The organism is Pseudomonas canadensis, assembly GCF_030980095.1.
GTDB classification, from domain to species: domain Bacteria; phylum Pseudomonadota; class Gammaproteobacteria; order Pseudomonadales; family Pseudomonadaceae; genus Aquipseudomonas; species Aquipseudomonas canadensis.
Window position 1 is genome coordinate 4,005,920 of record NZ_CP133298.1, and the last position, 21,129, is coordinate 4,027,048.

Annotated in this window: 18 protein-coding genes; 13 read left to right on the top strand and 5 right to left on the bottom strand. The window is 61.2% G+C overall.

Annotated features, from left to right (window positions below; all coding sequences use genetic code 11):
- Nucleotides 1–28 precede the first annotated feature (28 nt).
- On the bottom strand, nt 29–1,297 hold the full coding sequence (locus RB216_RS18480) for a Zn-dependent hydrolase (protein WP_068937228.1): 1,269 nt from the start codon (nt 1,295–1,297) through the stop codon (nt 29–31).
- An 89-nt stretch (nt 1,298–1,386) separates the two neighbouring features.
- A complete protein-coding gene (locus RB216_RS18485) occupies nt 1,387–2,874 on the bottom strand; it encodes an NCS1 family nucleobase:cation symporter-1 (protein WP_068937227.1) in 1,488 nt (495 codons plus the stop codon).
- Nucleotides 2,875–3,465: 591 nt separating this feature from the next.
- Here RB216_RS18485 and hydA point away from each other — a divergent pair.
- From hydA to preA, 3 genes are all read left to right on the top strand, one after another.
- Nucleotides 3,466–4,905, top strand: coding sequence for a dihydropyrimidinase (hydA, locus tag RB216_RS18490; RefSeq protein ID WP_028616947.1), 1,440 nt, complete (start codon nt 3,466–3,468; stop codon nt 4,903–4,905).
- Nucleotides 4,906–5,082: 177 nt separating this feature from the next.
- Nucleotides 5,083–6,450, top strand: coding sequence for an NAD(P)-dependent oxidoreductase (locus RB216_RS18495; RefSeq protein WP_028616948.1), 1,368 nt, complete (start codon nt 5,083–5,085; stop codon nt 6,448–6,450).
- Nucleotides 6,450–7,724, top strand: coding sequence for an NAD-dependent dihydropyrimidine dehydrogenase subunit PreA (preA, locus tag RB216_RS18500; protein WP_308907708.1), 1,275 nt, complete (start codon nt 6,450–6,452; stop codon nt 7,722–7,724). The genes RB216_RS18495 and preA overlap by 1 nt, the downstream gene beginning before the upstream one ends.
- Nucleotides 7,725–7,803: 79 nt before the next feature.
- Here preA and RB216_RS18505 read toward each other — a convergent pair whose 3' ends face one another.
- A complete protein-coding gene (locus RB216_RS18505) occupies nt 7,804–8,424 on the bottom strand; it encodes a TetR/AcrR family transcriptional regulator (protein ID WP_028616949.1) in 621 nt (206 codons plus the stop codon).
- Nucleotides 8,425–8,567: 143 nt separating this feature from the next.
- Here RB216_RS18505 and RB216_RS18510 point away from each other — a divergent pair, with 143 nt between their 5' ends.
- The 10 genes from RB216_RS18510 (at nt 8,568) to RB216_RS18555 (ending at nt 17,412) form a co-directional block, all read left to right on the top strand.
- Nucleotides 8,568–9,011, top strand: coding sequence for a GNAT family N-acetyltransferase (locus tag RB216_RS18510; RefSeq protein ID WP_308907709.1), 444 nt, complete (start codon nt 8,568–8,570; stop codon nt 9,009–9,011).
- Nucleotides 9,012–9,029: 18 nt separating this feature from the next.
- Complete coding sequence (gene copC / locus RB216_RS18515; protein WP_028616951.1) at nt 9,030–9,395, top strand: copper homeostasis periplasmic binding protein CopC; 366 nt, start codon at nt 9,030–9,032, stop codon at nt 9,393–9,395.
- Between the two features lie 3 nt (nt 9,396–9,398).
- Nucleotides 9,399–10,256: a copper homeostasis membrane protein CopD gene (gene copD, locus RB216_RS18520; RefSeq protein ID WP_068937223.1), complete on the top strand. Its 858-nt coding sequence runs from the start codon at nt 9,399–9,401 to the stop codon at nt 10,254–10,256.
- Between the two features lie 245 nt (nt 10,257–10,501).
- The gene (locus RB216_RS18525; protein WP_308907710.1) at nt 10,502–11,764 is read left to right on the top strand and encodes an OprD family porin; all 1,263 of its coding nucleotides are present in this window, start codon (nt 10,502–10,504) and stop codon (nt 11,762–11,764) included.
- A gap of 197 nt (nt 11,765–11,961) precedes the next feature.
- Nucleotides 11,962–12,786, top strand: coding sequence for an NAD-dependent epimerase/dehydratase family protein (locus tag RB216_RS18530; protein ID WP_028616954.1), 825 nt, complete (start codon nt 11,962–11,964; stop codon nt 12,784–12,786).
- Nucleotides 12,787–12,788: 2 nt separating this feature from the next.
- Nucleotides 12,789–13,664: an SMP-30/gluconolactonase/LRE family protein gene (locus RB216_RS18535; RefSeq protein ID WP_308907711.1), complete on the top strand. Its 876-nt coding sequence runs from the start codon at nt 12,789–12,791 to the stop codon at nt 13,662–13,664.
- A 51-nt stretch (nt 13,665–13,715) separates the two neighbouring features.
- The gene (locus RB216_RS18540) at nt 13,716–14,678 is read left to right on the top strand and encodes a TRAP transporter substrate-binding protein (RefSeq protein ID WP_028616956.1); all 963 of its coding nucleotides are present in this window, start codon (nt 13,716–13,718) and stop codon (nt 14,676–14,678) included.
- A gap of 64 nt (nt 14,679–14,742) precedes the next feature.
- Nucleotides 14,743–15,270, top strand: a complete 528-nt coding sequence (locus RB216_RS18545; RefSeq protein ID WP_028616957.1) for a TRAP transporter small permease — start codon at nt 14,743–14,745, stop codon at nt 15,268–15,270.
- Nucleotide 15,271: 1 nt separating this feature from the next.
- The gene (locus RB216_RS18550; RefSeq protein WP_308907712.1) at nt 15,272–16,552 is read left to right on the top strand and encodes a TRAP transporter large permease; all 1,281 of its coding nucleotides are present in this window, start codon (nt 15,272–15,274) and stop codon (nt 16,550–16,552) included.
- Nucleotides 16,552–17,412 (top strand): aldose 1-epimerase, encoded by an 861-nt coding sequence (locus RB216_RS18555; protein WP_308907713.1) that lies wholly within the window; start codon nt 16,552–16,554, stop codon nt 17,410–17,412. Before RB216_RS18550 ends, RB216_RS18555 begins: the two co-directional genes overlap by 1 nt.
- A 91-nt stretch (nt 17,413–17,503) precedes the next feature.
- On the opposite strand, the gene RB216_RS18560 is transcribed toward RB216_RS18555, so the two are convergent.
- Together RB216_RS18560 and RB216_RS18565 are read right to left on the bottom strand one after the other, a co-directional pair.
- Nucleotides 17,504–18,649 carry an HlyD family secretion protein gene (locus RB216_RS18560; protein ID WP_028616960.1) on the bottom strand — a complete coding sequence of 382 codons (1,146 nt, stop codon included), beginning with the start codon at nt 18,647–18,649 and terminating at the stop codon, nt 17,504–17,506.
- Nucleotides 18,646–20,292, bottom strand: coding sequence for an MFS transporter (locus tag RB216_RS18565; protein WP_028616961.1), 1,647 nt, complete (start codon nt 20,290–20,292; stop codon nt 18,646–18,648). Before RB216_RS18565 ends, RB216_RS18560 begins: the two co-directional genes overlap by 4 nt.
- Between the last annotated feature and the right edge of the window lie 837 nt (nt 20,293–21,129).

A 21,129-nucleotide genomic window follows, 5' to 3' on the forward strand; every position in this document is an offset into this window, starting at 1 on the left:
GCCGGCTCCTACGGAGGGCAGTGATGGCTTAGGCGGCGAGCTTGCCACAGGCGATTGCCGCCGACGCCGCGACCATTGCCCTGAGCAACACCGCACAGCCCGCCGCCAGATCATCCGGCGCGGCATTCTCGATTTCGTTATGGCTGATGCCACCTTCACAGGGCACAAAAATCATCCCCGCCGGCCCCAGCTCTGCGACAAAAATCGCGTCATGCCCTGCCCCGCTGACGATGTCCATGTTCGACAAACCCAGGCTATTTGCGGCATCGCGTACCGCATCCACACAGCCTTTGTCGAAGTACAACGGCGGGAAGTCAGCCGTGGGTTCCATTTCGAAACTCAGCCCATGTTTGGCGCAGGTGTCTTCAATGACCTGGCGCACTTGGGCAATCATCGAATCCAATCGCGCCGGTTCCAGGTGGCGGAAGTCCAGGGTCATGCGCACCTCACCCGGAATTACGTTGCGCGAGCCGGGATACGCCTGCAGGCAACCCACCGTGCCACACGCATGAGGCTGATGACCCAGCGCCGCCGCATTCACCGCCGCCACTACGGCCGCCGCGCCCACCAGGGCATCCTTGCGCAGGTGCATCGGCGTCGGCCCCGCATGAGCCTCAACGCCGCGCAGCTTCAGGTCGAACCACTTCTGCCCGAGGGCGCCAAGCACCACACCGATGGTTTTCTTCTCGTCCTCAAGAATCGGGCCTTGCTCGATGTGTGCTTCGAAATACGCACCCACCTTATGCCCACTGACCGGCCGCGAGCCCGCATAGCCAATCGCATTCAATGCATCGCCGACACTGACGCCGTCCACATCGACCTTGGCCAGTGTGTCCGCCAGGGTGAACTTCTCGGCGAACACGCCGGAGCCCATCATGCACGGCGGGAAGCGCGAGCCTTCCTCGTTGGTCCACACCACCACTTCAAGCGGCGCCTCGGTTTCCACCTTGAGGTCATTGAGCGTACGCAGCACTTCCACACCCGCCAGCACGCCAAAGCAACCGTCAAACTTGCCACCGGTGGGTTGGGTGTCGATGTGGCTGCCAGTCATCACCGGTGGCAGGTTCGGATCGCGCCCCGGACGACGGGCGAAAATGTTGCCGATGCCGTCGACGGTCACGGTGCAGCCGGCCTCTTCGCACCACTGCACGAACAGGTCGCGGGCCTTGCGGTCAAGGTCGGTAAGGGCCAGGCGACAGACGCCGCCCTTGGGGGTGGCGCCGAGCTTGGCCAGGTCCATCAGCGACTGCCACAGGCGGTCGCGGTTGATTTGCAGGACGTCGAGGGCAGCGTTCATGGGTGATCTCCTCAAGCTACATTTCTTATGGATTGACTCAATTCCATCAATGGAATGCGCTCCAACATGTGGATTGCATTTCAAATTGTCTACAGTGGTGTTTTCACCGCGACCGGGCTGGCCCCGCGTTTGGCATTCAGGCCGTAATACAGCAAGCCACCCAAGGCCGAACCGGTAAACCAGCCATAGCTGTAGAACCAGCTGAACGCATCGCTGCCCAGCGACAGCAAGGTCAGCACCACCGGCACGCCAAAGGCGATGAAGCCGCTCCAGTTCCACGCCGGGTAGATGTCGTCGCGGTATAGGCCGGCCAGATCAAGCTGCTGTTTGCGGGTGATGAAGTAGTCCACCACCATGATCCCGGCAATGGGCCCCAGCAGGCTTGAATAGCCCAGCAACCAGTTCGAATACACGGTTTCCAGGCTCACGTCGGACACGATCAGGCCGAGCTTTTTCAGCAGCTCATGGCCCATCAGCGCCAGCCCCACCAGGCCGGTCAGGATCACTGCCGTGGTGCGGTTGATCAGCTTGGGCGCGATGTTCTGGAAGTCATTGGTGGGCGACACAATGTTCGCCGCCGTGTTGGTAGACAAAGTCGCGACGATGATCAATGCCATCGCCACAGCCACCCACACCGGGCTCTGGATATGCCCGATCAGGGTCACCGGGTCGGACACGCTGACGCCCACCAGTTTCACCGAGGCGGCGGTCATGATCACGCCGAGGGCGGCGAACAGGAACATGGTCAGCGGCAGGCCGAAGATCTGCCCGAGGATCTGGTCCTTCTGGCTTTTGGCGTAGCGGCTGAAGTCCGGGATATTCAGCGATAGGGTGGCCCAGAAGCCCACCATCGCGGTGAGGCCGGCCATGAAGTAACCGGTGAGGCTCGCGCCCTCCGGGCGTTTCGGCGGGATCGCCATCAACTCACTGATCGACACATTGGGCATCGCCCACACCAGCAAGCCAATGCCCACCGCCACCAGCAACGGCGCCGACAAGGTTTCCAGGCGCTTGATCGATTCGGCACCGCGCAGCACCACCCACAAATTCAGGCACCAGAAAATCATGAAGCCGATCACTTCACCCGTGCCGCCGAGGGACTTCCAACCCTCGAAAATCGAGCCGAGGAACAGGTGGATCGCCAGCCCACCAAACATCGTCTGGATACCAAACCAGCCACAGGCCACCAGCGCGCGGATCAGGCACGGCACGTTGGAACCCAGGATGCCGAACGAAGAGCGCAGCAGCACCGGAAACGGAATGCCGTACTTGGTGCCGGGGAAGGCGTTAAGCGTGAGCGGGATCAACACCACGATGTTTGCCAGCAGGATCGCCATCAGCGCCTCGCCTACCGATAAGCCGAAATACGCGGTGAGCACCCCGCCCAAGGTGTAGGTCGGCACGCAGATCGACATGCCGACCCACAGCGCGGTGATGTGCCACTTGTTCCAGGTGCGTTCGTGCACCTTGGTCGGTGCCATGTCGTGGTTGTAGCGCGGGCTGTCGAGGACGTCGGGGCCGGCGTCGAGTTCGTACAGGCCGTTGCGTTCAATGACTTGCGATCTGTTCTGTTGCATGGCCGCTCCACGGTTTTTTCGAATTATTTTTGCTCACCTGCACGGTGTGTGCCGGTGGCCGGAGTACCTCGTAAACAACATGACATCACGGGCCCGGCCAGCCGCCACTGCACTCAATAACCGTGCCGACAACCGATACCGCACCCACACCGCGTATATAACTGGCTGATGTTAATCAGCTTTCCGATTGAGCCTTCGGTACTTGCCGCGTTACTCAGGCTAGATAACGTGGAAGTTGCCCGAACGATCAGGACTCAATCTGGTGCAACACAATTATTTTTATTCACTGCCTTCGTCAAGAGGCATGTCTCAAGCGTCTGATTTGCAATAAGAAATGTTGATCAATTTAAGAACCTGTCAAGTGCGTCAAAATGGTGAGAGAGCGCTACATTTTGGTGATTTCAAATTTTTTGCCTTATTAATCAATGAATTAAACACGGTATAAGCTTATAAAAAATCTTCTTGCCCAATCGAAAAACTCGGGCTAGTTTCTATTCCTGTCACCGATGACAGGAATTAACCGACCATCGGTAAGCAGCATTACAACACTTAGAACTGGCACAAGCCGGTCAAGCCTGTGAGGAACTCGACATGTCGCTGTTGATCCGTGGCGCCACCGTTATTACCCATGATGAAAGTTACCGCGCCGACGTGTTATGCGCAGGCGGTCTAATTCGCGCCATTGGCACGAACCTGGATATTCCCGCCGGCACTGAGATACTCGATGGCAGCGGCCAATACTTGATGCCCGGCGGCATCGATCCCCATACCCATATGCAACTGCCCTTCATGGGCACCGTGGCCAGTGAAGACTTTTTCAGTGGCACGGCGGCAGGCCTGGCGGGCGGCACCACGTCGATCATCGACTTCGTAATTCCCAACCCACAGCAATCCTTGCTGGAAGCCTTCCACCAGTGGCGCGGCTGGGCGGAAAAATCCGCGTCCGACTATGGCTTCCATGTGGCGATCACTTGGTGGAGCGAGCAGGTGCGCGAGGAAATGGCCGAGCTGGTCAGCCACCACGGCATCAACAGCTTCAAGCATTTCATGGCCTACAAGAACGCGATCATGGCGGCGGACGACACCCTGGTCGCCAGCTTCGAGCGCTGCCTGGAACTGGGCGCAGTGCCCACGGTGCATGCCGAGAACGGCGAGTTGGTGTATCACCTGCAACGCAAGCTGATGGCCCAGGGCATCACCGGGCCGGAAGCGCACCCGCTGTCGCGTCCTTCGCAAGTCGAAGGCGAAGCCGCCAGCCGCGCCATCCGCATCGCCGAGACCATCGGCACGCCGCTTTACCTGGTGCATGTGTCCACCAAAGAAGCGCTGGACGAAATCACCTACGCCCGTGGCAAGGGCCAGCCAGTCTACGGCGAAGTCCTCGCCGGCCACCTGCTGCTGGACGACAGCGTCTACCAGCACCCCGACTGGCAAACCGCCGCCGGCTATGTAATGAGCCCGCCGTTCCGCCCGCGCGGGCATCAGGAGGCGCTGTGGCACGGCCTGCAATCCGGCAACCTGCACACCACCGCCACCGATCACTGCTGCTTCTGCGCCGAGCAAAAAGCCGCCGGCCGTGACGACTTCAGCAAGATCCCCAACGGCACCGCCGGTATCGAAGACCGCATGGCGCTGCTGTGGGACGAAGGCGTCAACACCGGGCGTCTGTCCATGCAGGAGTTCGTCGCACTGACTTCCACCAACACCGCGAAGATTTTCAACCTCTACCCGCGCAAAGGCGCGATTCGCGTGGGTGCGGATGCGGACTTGGTGCTGTGGGACCCAGAGGGTACGCGAACCATTTCCGCCAAGACCCACCATCAGCAAGTCGACTTCAACATCTTCGAAGGCAAGACCGTGCGCGGCGTGCCGAGCCACACCATCAGCCAGGGCAAGCTTGTGTGGGCCGATGGCGACCTGCGCGCCGAGCGCGGTGCCGGGCGGTATGTCGAGCGGCCGACGTATCCGCCGGTGTTCGAGCAGTTGAGCAAGCGGGCGGAGCGTTCCAGGCCCACTGCAGTGAAACGCTAAAAGCGGCCTTCGGCCTATCGCGGGCAAGTCGAATCGTCGCACCGCCGGCTCCCACATTTGAACGATGTGAACCCGATCCCATGTGGGAGCTGGCTTGCCTGCGATAAAGCCAGCAACGGCAACACAAAAACCAATGCCCATCAGAGGCAGCACCTCAATAACCGTGAGGCCACCACCGTGATCCAGACCCTGACCCACCTCCCCCATCCCGTTGAGGATGGCGCCACCCTCGCCAGCCACTTCACCGACCTGGCACCGCCCCTCAATGCGCGCCAGGCGCAACTGGAAGCGTCGCGCTGCTTGTATTGCTACGATGCACCGTGCGTGAACGCGTGCCCCAGCGAGATCGATATCCCCTCGTTTATCCGCAATATCCACACCGAAAACGTGCAAGGCGCGGCGCAGAAAATCCTCTCGGCCAATATCCTCGGCGGCAGTTGCGCGCGGGTCTGCCCCACGGAGATTTTGTGCCAGCAGGCCTGCGTGCGTAACAACGCCGAAGAGTGCGCACCGGTGCTGATCGGCCTGCTGCAACGTTATGCCGTCGACAATGCCCACTTCACCGAGCATCCCTTCCACCGCGCCGCGTCCACCGGCAAGCGCATCGCCGTGGTCGGTGCCGGCCCCGCTGGCCTGGCTTGCGCCCACCGCAGTGCGTTGCACGGTCATGACGTGGTGATCTTCGAAGCGCGGGAAAAGGCCGGCGGCCTGAATGAATACGGGATCGCCAAGTACAAGCTGGTGGATGACTTCGCGCAAAAGGAGCTGGATTTCCTGCTGCAGATCGGTGGCATCGAGATTCGCCACGGCCAGCGCCTGGGTGACAACCTCACGCTCAGTGAACTGCACCAGCAATTCGACTCAGTGTTCCTCGGCCTCGGCTTGGCCGCCAGCAAACAACTCGGCCTGCCCCATGAAGACGCCCCCGGCCTGCTCGCCGCCACCGACTACATTCGCGAGCTGCGCCAGGCCGATGACCTGACCCAACTGCCCCTGGCCGACCGCTGCATCGTGCTCGGCGCCGGCAACACCGCCATCGACATGGCCGTGCAGATGGCCCGTCTCGGTGCGCGCGATGTGAACCTCGTCTACCGGCGTGGCTTGGCGGACATGGGCGCCACTCATCACGAACAGGACATCGCCAAGGCCAACCAGGTCCGCCTGCTGACCTGGGCCCAGCCGGAGGCCGTGCTGCTGGACGATCAGGGCCATGTGCGTGGCATGCGCTTCTTGCGCACACGCATGGAAAACGGCCGTTTGCACTCGACCGGCGAAACCTTCGAACTGGCGGCCGATGCGATCTTCAAGGCCATCGGCCAGGGCTTCGACAGCGAGGCACTGCATGATCCGCTGGCCCAGCAACTGCAGCGTGTCGGTGAACGGATCTTTGTCGATGAGCAGCTGCGCACCAGCATTCCCGGGGTGTACGCGGGCGGCGATTGCGTCAGCCTCGGCCAGGACCTCACCGTGCAAGCCGTGCAACACGGCAAGCTGGCCGCCGAGGCCATCCATGCCCAACTCATGCTGAATGTGGAGGCTGCGTAATGGCCGATCTCTCGATTGTATTTGCCGGTATCAAAGCCCCTAACCCGTTCTGGCTGGCCTCCGCGCCGCCTACCGACAAGGCCTACAACGTGGTGCGCGCCTTCGAAGCCGGTTGGGGCGGCGTGGTGTGGAAAACCCTGGGCGAAGATCCGGCGGCGGTCAACGTGTCGTCGCGTTACTCGGCGCATTACGGCGCCAACCGTGAAGTGCTGGGCATCAACAATATCGAGCTGATCACCGACCGCTCGCTGGAGATCAACCTGCGGGAAATCACCCAGGTGAAAAAGGATTGGCCCGACCGCGCGCTGATCGTGTCGCTGATGGTGCCGTGCGTCGAGGAATCCTGGAAAAACATCCTGCCGCTAGTGGAAGCCACGGATTGCGACGGCATCGAACTGAACTTCGGTTGCCCCCACGGCATGCCGGAGCGCGGCATGGGCGCGGCGGTGGGCCAGGTGCCGGAATATGTGGAACAGGTGACGCGCTGGTGCAAGACGTATTGCTCGCTGCCGGTGATCGTCAAGCTCACGCCGAATATCACCGACATCCGCGTGGCGGCGCGGGCAGCGTATCGCGGCGGCGCGGATGCGGTGTCGCTGATCAACACCATCAACTCCATCACCAGCGTCGACCTGGAACGCATGGTCGCGCTGCCCGTCGTCGGCACGCAAAGCACCCACGGCGGTTATTGCGGCTCGGCGGTCAAGCCGATCGCGCTGAACATGGTCGCCGAAATCGCCCGCGACCCGCAGACCCAAGGCCTGCCGATCTGCGGCATTGGCGGCATCGGCAATTGGCGTGACGCGGCGGAGTTTGTCGCCCTGGGCTGCGGTGCGGTGCAGGTGTGCACGGCGGCGATGCTGCATGGGTTTCGGATTGTGGAGGAGATGAAGGACGGGCTGTCACGATGGATGGACAGTCAGGGATACAAAAGCCTGCAGGATTTTTCCGGGCGGGCGGTGGGAAATACGACGGATTGGAAGTACCTGGACATCAACTATCAGGTGATTGCGAAGATCGATCAGGAGGCGTGCATTGGCTGTGGGCGTTGCCATATTGCCTGTGAGGACACCTCGCACCAGGCCATCTCCAGTTTGAAACAGGCGGATGGCACGCATAAATACGAGGTGATCGATGACGAGTGCGTGGGCTGCAACCTGTGCCAGATCACCTGCCCGGTGGCGGACTGTATCGAGATGGTGCCGATGGACACGGGCAAGCCATTTTTGAATTGGACGCAGGATCCGAGGAACCCATACAGGGAGGCTGTGTAACCCGAAATATTGTGGTGAGCGAGCTTGCCTCGCGCGGGGCAAGCCCGCTCACCACAAAAATGGGATCAGCTCACCGATATCAGGGCTCCAATCCAATCCCCCGCAAAATCACACCTGTGACCGTCTGTATCGCTCTCTCGAACTGCATATCCGACAACGGCTGGTGCTCATTCAAGATCTTCACCTGATGATCAAAGTCGGCATAGTGCTGGGTCGAGGCCCAGATCATGTATAGCAGGCTCGACGGCTCCACCGGCAGGATGCGTTTGTCTTCCACCCACTGGCGAATTTTCGCTTCCTTCATCTTGGCCCAGTCGTACAGGCTCTCATCCAGCGCCTCACCGAGCGTCGGCGCGCCGTGGATGATTTCATTGGCCCAGACTTTTGAACCATACGGCCGCGTGCGCGAGCGCTGCATCTTGGCGCGGATGTAGCTGCTGAGCACCACCCGTGGATCGTCGAAGGTCTCGAAACTCAGGGCATCCTGCTTCCATACTTCCAGCAGGTCGAACAGTACCGCGCTGTACAGCTCGCTCTTGGTGGTGAAGTAGTAATGCAGATTGGAGCGCGGCAATTGCGCTTCTTCGGCAATATCCGCCATGGCAGTGCTGCCGTAGCCTTTTTCTGCGAAGATTTTCTCCGCCGCCAGCAGGATTTTCTCGACGTTGACCCGACGAATTCCGATCTTGTGATTGCCCATAAGGGCTCCCTGACAACAACTTGGCTTAAAGACTACCATCGGCTCTAGATCGCGGCGACAGGCCATAATGAAACTTCTGACGCGAACCTTTCCCCTGCAAATCGGATTGGTTAGGATCGCGGTCCCCATGAAGGATCATTGCAATGACTATTCGACCTCGCGTGGCCACCGACGACCCCATGCTGGGCGCACTCTGGGAGCGCTCGGTGCGGGCCACCCATGACTTCCTCCCAGAGGATGACATTCAACGTCTGCTACCCCTGGTGCGCGACACCTACCTGCCCATGCCCGCACTGGATGTGTGGGTGTATGAGGACCAGAACGGCATCGCCGGCTTCATCGGCACTGGCGGGCACAACGTGGAAATGCTGTTTATCGAGCCCGACCGCCGTGGCCAGGGCATCGGCCGCCAATTGCTGGACCACGCCCGCACCCGTCACGACGCCCTCACGGTGGACGTGAACGAACAAAACCCTCAGGCCGTGGGTTTCTACCTGCATTATGGTTTTATCCAGGTCGCGCGCTCGCCGCTGGATGGCGAAGGCAAGCCCTTTCCCTTGCTGCACATGGCTCTACCGACTCCCTGACCTTGAAGGTATTGAACAATGTTGATCAAGAAAAGCCTCACCACCGTCGCCCTGCTCGCCTCCCTGCTGGGCGCCTCCGCTGCATTTGCCCACGCGCACCTCAAGAGCGCTGAACCGGCGGCCGACAGCAGCGTCAGCGCGCCTAAAGACCTGCGCCTGACCTTCAGCGAAGGCGTCGAGGCCACCTTCACCAAGGTGTCCCTGAGCAAGGACGGCACCGAAGTCGCCATCAAGGGCCTGGAAACACCGGACGCCGACAAAAAAATCCTGGTCGTCACTCCGGCCGCACCCTTGGCGGCCGGTCACTACAAAGTGGTGTGGAACGCGGTCTCGGTCGACACTCATAAGAGCAACGGTGAATACAGCTTCAAGGTCGGCCAATAACCCATGGCAACGCTGCTGGTGCTGTGCCGTTTCCTGCACTTCATCGTCGTGCTGCTGATGTTCGGGGCTTGTGCATTCAGGCCCTGGCTGCTCGGCGCTGAAGCGCAACCGGCGCTGGACCGGCAACTTGAGCGCATCACCCGCGGGCTGGCCTGGCTGGCATTATTCTCTGGCGTGGCCTGGCTGCTGTTGATTACCGCCAGCATGGCGGGCAGCTGGGACGCGGCGCTGCAACCGGCCACCGTGCAGTTGGTGCTGGGCAAGACCTTCTTTGGCCAGGTGTGGGTGTGGCACCTGTTGCTGAACCTGTTGCTGGTGATCGTGCTGGCCAAACCCTGGCGGATTCTGCGCCTGCCGGTCATTGCGCTGCTGCTGGCGACCTTGGCGCCAGTGGGCCATGGCGCCATGCTCGATGGGCTCAGCGGCCAGTTGCTGATCCTCAATCAGGTGGTGCACCTGGTGTGCGTCGGTGCATGGCTCGGCGGCTTGCTGTTGCTGGTGTTGATCCTCAGGCAATCGCCAACCCTGGTACTTGAGCCGATCCTGCGGCGGTTCAGCGGCGTGGGTTATGGGCTGGTCGCCGGGTTGCTGGTGACCGGCTTGATCAACGTGCGCGTACTGACCGGGCAATTCTGGCCCACGCCGTTGTTCAACGGGTTCGCGCTGATCCTGTTGATCAAAGTATTTCTGGTGCTGGGCATGCTGGCGTTGGCGCTGCTGAACCGGCTGCGTATCGAGCGCTGTGAACAACGCCTGGGCAGTTTGAACTCCAGTGTGATGCTGGAGTGGCTGCTGGGTGTTGCAGCGGTGGCCGCCGTCTCGCTGTTGGGTACCCTTCCGCCGATGGTCATGGCTGCCTGAATCCCGCGTTGCAACTCACTCAACTGTAGGAGCCCGGCTTGCCGGCGATGGGGGCCGCAAGCCTTGCACCAACACCGATACCGCCATCACCGACAAGCCGGGCTCCTGCGGGGTAGTGGCTAGCGCGCCAAGTCATCGTACAACCACCGCTTGACAGCCCTCGAAATTCTCGCAAATATTGCCCCTCCTGTTGTACGACAACGTATGACAAATAATAAAAACAACAATATAAAGGGAGCGTCACTGTGAGTTCACTCGCCCGCAATTCCTCGGTTCGCCTGAGTTTTATCAGTCTCGGCAGCCTCGTATTCACCCTGCCCCTCGTCGCCTCGGCCGAAGGCTTTGTCGACGATGCCAAGGCCACGCTTAATCTGCGCAACGCCTACTTCAACCGCAACTTCACCAACCCGACCAACCCCCAGGCCAAGGCCGAAGAGTGGACGCAGAACTTCATTCTCGACGCCAAGTCCGGCTTCACCCAAGGCACCGTGGGCTTCGGCATTGATGTGCTCGGCCTGTATTCGCAAAAGCTTGATGGTGGCAAAGGCACCGGCGGTACGCAGTTGCTGCCGATCCACAGCGACGGCCGCCCGGCCGATAACTTTGGCCGCCTGGGCGTCGCGCTGAAAACCAAATTATCGAAGACTGAACTGAAGGTCGGTGAGTGGATGCCGGTGCTGCCGATCCTGCGCTCCGATGACGGTCGCTCGCTGCCGCAGACCTTCCGTGGTGGCCAGGTCACGTCCAATGAAATCGCCGGCCTGACGCTCTACGGCGGGCAGTTTCGCGGTAACAGCCCGCGCAATGACGCGAGCATGGAAGACCTGTTCATGAACGGCAAAGCCGCGTTCACCTCCGACCGCTTCAACTTCGGGGGCGGCGAATACAGCTTCAACGACAAACGCACCCAGGTGGGCGTGTGGTACGCCGAACTCACCGACATCTACCAGCAGCAGTATTTCAACCTGACCCACAGCCAACCCGTGGGCGACTGGACCCTGGGCGCCAACCTCGGGTTTTTCACCGGCAAGGAAGACGGCAGCGCCCTGGCTGGCGACCTCGACAACAAGACCGCCTTCGCTCTGCTCTCGGCCAAGTACAACGGCAACACCTTCTATGTGGGCCTGCAGAAACTCACGGGGGATAGCGTGTGGATGCGCGTCAACGGCACCAGTGGCGGCACCCTGGCCAACGACAGCTACAACGCCAGCTACGATAACGCCAAGGAAAAGTCCTGGCAGGTGCGTCATGATTTCAACTTCGTGGTGCTGGGCATTCCGGGGCTGACCATGATGAACCGCTATATCAGCGGCAGTAACGTGCACACCGGGGCCATCACCGATGGCAAGGAATGGGGGCGCGAGTCGGAACTGGCTTACACGGTGCAAAGCGGTGCGCTGAAGGACCTGAATGTGCGCTGGCGCAACTCGACCATGCGTCGGGATTTCAGCAATAACGAGTTTGATGAAAATCGGCTGTTTATCAGCTATCCGATTTCACTGTTGTAACCCGCCCAATGTGGGAGCTGGCTTGCCTGCGATGGCGGCGCATCAGCAATGTAGATGTCAACTGACCGTCCGCAATGCCAGGCAAGCCAGTTCCCACAATTGTATTTTGGCGTCAGCAAGAACGTTGACAACCTAGGGAATCCCTAACGATACTTCGGCATAGTCATACGACAACCTACAACAACAATGGAACCCTCATGACCACCACCACAACCACCCCCGTTCCATTCAATCGCCTGCTGCTCACCGGTGCCGCTGGCGGCCTGGGTAAAGTCTTGCGCGAGCGCCTGCGCCCTTACGCCCAGGTACTGCGCCTCTCGGATATCGCCAACATGGCTCCGGCTGCCGACGCGTGCGAAGAAGTGCAACCCTGCGACCTCGCCGACAAACAAGCCGTGCACCACTTGGTGGAAGGCGTTGACGCGATCCTGCACTTCGGCGGCGTATCGGTGGAACGCTCGTTCGAAGAAGTGCTCGGCGCGAACATCAGCGGCATTTTCCATATCTATGAAGCCGCGCGCCGCCACGGTGTGAAGCGCGTGATTTTCGCCAGCTCCAACCACGTGATCGGTTTCTACAAGCAAGGTGAAACACTCGACGCCCACTCCCCGCGCCGCCCGGACAGCTACTACGGCCTGTCCAAGTCCTACGGCGAAGACATGGCCAGTTTCTACTTCGATCGCTACGGCATCGAGACCGTCAGCATCCGTATCGGCTCGTCGTTCCCGGAACCACAGAACCGCCGCATGATGCACACCTGGTTGAGCTTCGACGACCTGACTCAATTGCTTGAGCGCGCGCTGTACACCCCCAACGTCGGGCACACGGTGGTCTACGGTATGTCGGACAACCTCGACACCTGGTGGGACAACCGCTACGCCGCCCACCTGGGCTTCGCCCCCAAAGACAGCTCCGAAGTGTTCCGCGCCCAGGTCGAAACCCAGCCACCGGTGGCCGCCGATGACCCGGCCAAGGTCTACCAGGGCGGTGCGTTCTGCGCGGCCGGTCCTTTCGGGGACTGACCATGAACGCTGAACTGATCGTCGATGCCCGCAATGCCGTAGGCGAATGCCCGGTGTGGGTGCCCGAGGAAAACGCCCTTTACTGGGTGGATATCCCCAAGGGCGGCCTGCAACGCTGGAGCGCCGCCTCTGGTCATGTTGCCGCCTGGACAGCCCCGCAGATGCTTGCCTGCATCGCCCGCAGCGAGGCGGGCAACTGGGTCGCTGGCATGGAAACCGGGTTCTTCCAGCTCACCCCGCACAACGACGGCAGCCTTGATACCACGCCTCTGGCGGCTGTAGAGCACCCACGCCAGGACATGCGCCTGAACGACGGCCGGTGTGATCGCCAGGGCCGTTTCTGGGCCGGCACCATGGTGTTGAACATGGGTTTGAATGCGGCCGAGGGTACCCTCTATCGCTACGCAGCAGGTGCGGCGCCCCATGCGCAGTTGAACGGTTTCATCACGTTGAACGGACTGGCCTTCAGTCCTGACGGCCGCACGATGTACGCCTCGGACTCACACCCGCTGGTGCAGCAAATCTGGGCGTTCGACTACGACATCGACACCGGCACGCCGTCCAACCGCCGCGTGTTCGTGGACATGCACAAGCACCTCGGCCGCCCTGACGGCGCAGCTGTGGATGCCGATGGCTGCTACTGGATCTGCGCCAACGACGCCGGGCTTATCCACCGTTTTACCCCGGATGGTCGCCTCGATCGCTCCCTCACCGTACCGGTGAAAAAACCCACCATGTGCGCCTTTGGCGGCAGTCGCCTGGACACCCTGTTTGTCACCTCGATCCGCGATGACCAGAGTGAACAGTCACTGTCCGGCGGCGTGTTCGCCCTTAACCCCGGCGTAGTCGGATTGCCGGAGCCCACCTTCACCCTCTAGCTGCATCGCTGTGCCTTGAATACAACAATAACAAGACAGGAATGAACCCCCATGGACTTCAAACGCACCTTGCTCGCCGCTGCATTCTTCACCCTCAGCAGCGCCGCCCACGCGCTGGAAATCAAATTCGCCGATATCCATCCCGCCGGCTACCCCACCGTCGTTGCCGAAGAGAACATGGGCAAGGCCCTGACCAAGGAAAGCAATGGCGAACTGACCTTCAAGTATTTCCCGGGCGGTGTCCTCGGGTCCGAAAAAGAAGTGGTCGAACAGGCTCAGGTCGGCGCTATCCAGATGACGCGCGTCAGCCTCGGCATTGTCGGCCCGGTGGTGCCGGACGTGAACGTGTTCAACCTGCCGTTCGTGTTCCGCGACCAAGCGCACATGCGCAAGGTTATCGACGGCGAGATCGGCGACGAGATCCTCGCCAAAATCACCGATTCCGAATTCGGCCTGGTCGCCCTGGCCTGGATGGACGGCGGCACGCGCAACCTCTACACCAAGAAACCGGTGCGCAAGATCGAAGACCTCAAGGGCATGAAAATCCGCGTACAGGGCAACCCCTTGTTCATCGAAGCCTTCAATGAAATGGGGGCCAACGGCATCGCCATGGACACCGGCGAAATCTTCAGCGCCCTGCAGACCGGCGTAATCGACGGCGCGGAAAACAACCCGCCCACTCTGCTGGAGCACAACCATTTCCAGAACGCCAAGTATTACACCCTCACCGAGCACCTGATTTTGCCCGAGCCCATCGTGATGTCGAAAATCACCTGGAACAAGCTCACCCCCGCGCAACAGGACATGGTGAAAAAAGCCGCCAAGGCCGCCCAGGCTGACGAGCGCGTGTTGTGGGACGCCAAGTCCGCCAGCAGTGAAACCAAGCTCAAGGCCGCCGGTGTCGAGTTCATCACCGTCGACAAAAAACCCTTCTATGACGCCACCGCGCCGGTTCGCGCCAAGTACGGTGCGGCCTACGCCGACATCATCAAGCGTATCGACGCCGTTCAGTAACGCCCTCCTTCTCTAGCAAGGCCCGGCGCGGTCGGCATCGACGCGCCTGGTTACGGTGAACGCCATGAAGAATTTACTGCTGCGCATCAACGACCGCATCTACATGACCTGCATCTGGGTCGCCGGCCTCTCGGTATTGGGAGTCGCGCTGATCATCCCTTGGGGCATCTTCGCCCGCTACGTCCTCGGCACCGGCTCCAGTTGGCCGGAGCCCACCGCCATCCTGTTGATGCTGGTGTTCACCTTTATCGGCGCCGCCGCCAGTTACCGCGCCGGCGCGCATATGTCGGTGGCCATGGTCACTGACCGCCTGCCGCCCCGTCAGCGCCAGATCATCGGCGTCGTCTCGCAATTGCTGATGGGCACCATCTGCCTGTTCATGGCCATTTGGGGCACCAAACTGTGCCTGTCCACCTGGAACCAGTTCATGAGTGCCATCCCTACCCTGCGTGTGGGCATCACCTATATGCCGATCCCGATCGGCGGGCTGCTGACCCTGATCTTTGTCGTGGAAAAACTCTTGCTCGGTGACCAGAGCAACCGTCGGGTCGTGCGCTTCGACCTGGTTGAAGAAAGCGAAGGGGCCGCTTGATATGGACGCATTGATTCTGTTGGGCAGCTTTATCGCCTTGATCCTGATCGGCATGCCTGTGGCGTACGCCCTGGGGTTGTCGGCGCTGGTCGGCGCGTGGTGGATCGACATCCCGTTCCAGGCCCTGATGATTCAGGTGGCCGGCGGGGTGAACAAGTTTTCGCTGATGGCGATTCCGTTCTTTGTGCTGGCCGGGGCGATCATGGCCGAGGGCGGCATGTCGCGGCGGTTGGTGGCATTTGCCGGCGTACTGGTGGGTTTTGTACGCGGCGGCCTGTCGTTGGTGAACATCATGGCCTCGACGTTTTTTGGCGCAATTTCCGGCTCGTCGGTGGCGGACACCGCCTCGGTCGGCTCGGTGCTCATCCCGGAAATGGAACGCCGTGGCTATCCACGTGAATTCGCCACGGCCGTGACCGTCAGCGGTTCGGTGCAGGCTCTTTTAACCCCGCCCAGCCATAACTCGGTGCTCTACTCCCTGGCGGCCGGCGGTACGGTGTCGATTGCCTCGTTGTTCATGGCCGGTGTGGTGCCTGGCTTGCTGATGAGCGCGTGCCTGATGGTGCTGTGCCTGATCTTCGCGAAAAAGCGCAACTACCCCAAGGGTGAAGTCATTCCGCTCAAGCAGGCGCTGAAAATCTGCGCCGATGCGCTCTGGGGCCTGATGGCCATGGTGATCATCCTGGGCGGCATCCTCTCGGGGATTTTCACCGCCACCGAATCCGCCGCGATTGCGGTGCTGTGGGCGTTTTTCGTGACCATGTTCATCTACCGCGACTACAAATGGAGCGAGTTGCCCAAGCTGATGCACCGCACGGTGCGCACCATTTCCATCGTGATGATCCTGATCGCCTTCGCCGCCAGCTTCGGCTACATCATGACCTTGATGCAGATCCCGGCAAAAATCACCACGATGTTCCTGACCCTGTCGGATAACCGCTACGTGATCCTGATGTGCATCAACGCCATGCTGCTGTTGCTCGGCACGGTGATGGACATGGCGCCGCTGATCTTGATCCTCACGCCGATCCTGCTGCCGGTGGTGCTGGGTATCGGCGTCGATCCGGTGCACTTCGGCATGATCATGCTGGTCAACCTCGGTATCGGCCTGATCACGCCGCCGGTGGGCGCGGTGCTGTTCGTCGGCGCGGCGGTGGGCAAGGTCAGCATCGAGAAAACCGTGAAGGCGCTGCTGCCGTTTTATGCCGTGCTGTTTCTGGTACTGATGGCCGTGACTTACATTCCTGCGCTGTCGTTGTGGCTGCCAAGCGTGGTGCTCTGATGCTGATTGAACTGCAAGACAACCTGACCCACCTTACCCTCGCGCCGGCCACGGGAGGCAGCATCGTCAACTGGACGGTGCTCGCCACCGGCCAGCCGCTTTTGCGGTACAGCGATGCGCACGCGATCAACACCGGGTTGCCAGGCAAACTGGGGTGCTATCCCTTGGCGCCCTGGTCCAACCGGATTGCCAAAGGGGGGTTCGACAACCCCGACGGTTGGCTGGCGCTGGCGCCCAATAGCTTGACCGATCCACTGCCGATCCATGGCTCGGCCTGGCAACAGGCATGGCAGGTGATCAGCCAATCAGCGAATGAGGTGGTGTTGGAAGTGGTGTGCGACACGCCGTTCGCTTACCGCGCCGAGCAACGGTTTCGGTTAGAGGAGGGTGAACTGAGTATCAGGTTGCAGGTGACCCATCTGGCGGAAAAACCCGCCTGGCATGGGTTGGGATTGCATCCCTATCTGCCGCGCAGGCCGGGTACTCGGCTACAGGCCAAGGCATCGCAGGTGTGGATGAGTGACACATCGAAATTGCCCACGGGGCTGGCGCCCGTGCCGCCGGATTGGAACTTCCAGGTGTTGAAGCACTTGCCCGAGGGCCCGGTCGACAACGGTTTTTGCCACTGGGACGGCCATTGCCGGCTCGAACAACCAGAACTGGGCTACACCCTGGAATGCCAGGCCACGGGGAGTGATTACTTCCTGTTGTACTGCCCGCCGGGGCTGGGGTTCTTTTGCATCGAGCCGGTAAGTCATCCGGTGAATGCCCATAACCTGCCAGGGCGGCCTGGGCTGAAGCTGTTGGAGCAAGGCCAGTCAACTCACCTCACTTTCAACCTGGAATACCGCACCCTGTAGGAACCCGGCTTGGCGGCGATGGGGCCCTCAAAATCATCACCAGACTTTCGGACGCTATCGCCGGCAAGCCGGCTCCTACAGAGAGGGTGTGTCAGGGCGGGCTGTTTTTCAGGCGGCCGGCAGTGTCGATACTGACGACCACCGACAACCCCGGCCGCAACCGCTCGCTCTCGGCCTGGTCCGGGTCCACCATGATCCGTACCGGCACGCGCTGGGCGATCTTGACGAAGTTGCCGGTGGCATTGTCCGCCTGCAACAGGCTGAACTCCGAGCCCGTGGCCGGGGAAATATGCTGCACCGTGCCGCGGAATTTGCGGTGGTTCAGCGCATCCACCGTGAAAGTCACCGGCTGGCCGACCTGCACGTTATTCATCTGGGTTTCCTTCATGTTGGCGATCACCCACAACTGCGGCGGCACCAGCGCCATCAACTGTGCGCCGGAGTTGACGTAGGCCCCAAGCCGCACGCCGATCTGCCCCAACTGGCCGTCGCGGGGCGCGGTGATACGGGTATTGGACAGGTCGATGCGCGCCAACTCCACCGCCGCCTCGGCACTGGCCACGGCCGCTTCCAGGGAACCGCGGTTGACGATCACCGTCTGCAGGTCCTGCCGGGCGATTTCCAGGCTGGCCTGGGCTTGCGCCACAGCGGCGATGGTCTGCGCGTTAGCGGCGCGGGTTACGTCCAGCTCGCGCTTGGACACCGAGCCATCGCTGATCAGCTCTTCGTTGCGGCGCAAATCGGCGGTGCTCTTGCGCGCCTGCGCCTGGCTGTCCGCCAAGGCTGCCTGACGCAACTTGATGGTGGCTTCGGCGCTGTTGCGCTGTTGCACCACATTCGCCAACGACGCCTGCTGCACCGCCAACTGCGCCAGCGCCTGGTCCAGGCGCTGCTTGTAGATGCGGTCGTCGAGGCGCACCAGCAGGTCGCCGGCCTTCACGTGCTGGAAATCCTGCACCGGCACCTCGAACACATAGCCGCTGAGCTGCGGCCCGATGATCGTGACCTGTCCCCGCACCAGCGCGTTCTCGGTGGTTTCCACCGCACTGCTGAACGGCGGCAATTGCCAGGCGTACAGCACAATCAGCACGCCGACGATGGCGATTGCGGCAAAGCCCAGGGACGAGATGATCCGCACCCGTAACGGGCGCAGCTCGGTGGGCACCGCGCCGGGTGGGGTACTGCCCTCCGGGGTGGAGGCGATGGCAGTGGTCGTGGAGGTCGAAGGTTCGGTCATGAAGGTGCGCCGCTGGGTTGAACGGGAGTGGCTGCTGCTCGGGTGGTACTCATCAGCCACAGACTGCGGATAAAGATCCAGATCATGGTGAGTATCGCGATGATCGCGATCAACATGAAGACATCGTTGTAGGCCATCACGTTCGCCTCACGGGTCGCCGCCGTGGCCAGGCTGCGAATGCCCATCAGGTTGCGCAACTCGGGGTCAGCGACAATGCCGCCGTAGGCCGATCCGCCGCTCTGCACCCGCGCGGCCACACGCGGGTCGAGCAAGGTCAGGTGTTCGACGATCATGCTGGAGTGATACTTCTCGCGCACGATCTGGAACGTCCCCAGCAACGCCGCGCCAATCAGGCCGCCGAGGTTCTGGCAGATGCCGAACATCACCGAAAAACTCACCAGGTTGCGCGGGTTGGTCAGCACGTTCTTGGTGCCCAACACCATGGTCGGGCCGAGGAAGAACGTGCCGCCGAAGCCTAGCAGGAACTGGCTGATGTACAGGTTCTGTGGGCGGGTGAGATTACTGGAAAAACTGTCCATCACCGAGCCGGTAGCCATCAGCGCCAGGGAAATCACCAGCGGCATCAACAGGTGCGCCGGGTTGATGGTCAACGCACTGACCACCAGCCCGGCAATCGCCCCGGCGAGCATCACCACGTACAGGGTGTGCATCTGCTGGTAGCTCATGTTCAACATCTGCATGAACCCCACCGCGCCGGTGGACTGCTCGGACAGCACCATGCGAATCAGGATCACCGCCAGCGCCAGGCGAATCATCACGCCACTGCCCAGCCAGCGGGTCATCAGCATCGGGTTCGCACGGTTATGCTCGATGGCCAGGCCGGCCATGATCAGCACCAGGGAACAGGCCGAGGCAATGCCGATCCACGGGGCTTCCAGCCACCAGTCGATGCGGCCCAGGGACAACACCGCGCAAAGCAAGGCGACGCCGGTGGCGAGGATCGCGAAGGTGAGGAAGTCGAGCTTTTCAAAGGTCTTGAAGCGGTCGCCGGGCGGGAGTTTAAGTAGGAAGACGCAACCCAGGCAGATCAGCGCCATGCCCAGCTCGAACAGGTACAGGCCGCGCCATTCGGCGATTTGCAGCAGGTCTTCGGAGAACAGGCGTGCCAAGGGTAACGCGAGTTGCGCGGTGCCCAAGCCCAGCACCAGCGCCTTTAAGCGCCACTTGGCCGGGAACGCCTGGATCATGTAGTACAAGCCCAACGAACTCAGCGCCGCGCCGACCATCCCATGGGCTGCGCGCACGGCGATGGCCGAGTTGAGGTCGTTGACGAACAAGTGGCCGAAGGTGACCAGCGCGTACAGCACCAGGAACACTTCGGTGAAGGCGCGCAGGCCGAACTGTTGGCGGAACTTCACCAGCAGCAGGTTCATACAGACGTTGGTCATGACGTAGGCGGCGGGGAGCCAGGCCATTTCGGCGGTGGTCGCGCCTAGGGCGCCTTGCAGGTATTGCAGGTTGGCGATGACCAGCGCGTTACCCAAGCCCCCGGTGATTGCCACCAGCACGCCGACCAGCGCGAACAGCCAACGCTTGTGCGTGGGGTGCAGCGGGGTGGACGGTGAACCTGGGAGGCTTGGGCGCTCGTGGGGTTCCCAGGTGTGGGGGGTGTATTTGTTCATTCGGTGACCTAGATGGACCGACCCGGGGGAGTCGGTAAAGCTTACTCAGAGAGTAGTAAACCTGAGGGGAGTTCATCTTGTCATGTGGGGGAGTGGGTGGTGTGCATATCCGTTGCTGCGGTAACGGCCGCTTATGGTTCCGCTCTTACAGCGGGTCACTTTTGGAAGAGCGCCAAAAGTAACCAAAAACGCTTCGCCCCAACACTCGGCACCTCGCCTAGGCTCGGTGTGCCCGTAATCCGACAGTGATTTGGGGGGCCGCCGCCACGCGCCATCCATGGCGCGGGGCGGCTAAACCGGCATCCCTGCCGGTTTACCCCCCAAATCCCTGTCGAATTCCGGCCAGCGTGTTTGACGGGGCGCCTAAGATCAAGATCAAAAGCAAAAGCACAGCGGCCTGACAGCCGGCTTGAGTGGTGTGAAGCAAAGGCATAGGCAGTCCACTGTAGGAGCTGGCTTGCCGGCGATGGTCGTTAACGATGACGTGGGGTGTCTGGATGAACGCGGCGTTCTCACGTTTTTCGCCGGCAAGCCGGCTCCTACAAGGGACCGCGTATCTACGATGCGAAGCGAGTCGCTCTTGATCTTGATTTTGATCTTAGGCGCCCCGTCAAACACGCTGGCCGAACGCAGGCTTGAATCCGTGGGTAACCCGGCAGGACGCCGGGTTAGCCGCGCTGGGCCAAGGATGGCCCATCGCGGCGGCCCACGGATTCAAGCCGGAGTGAGGGCACACCGAGCCTAAGCGAGGTGCCGAGTGTTGGGGCAAGAGCGCTTTGGTTACTTTCGCGCTTTTCGAAAGTGACCCGCTGTAAGAGCGGAACCCTAAGCAGCCGT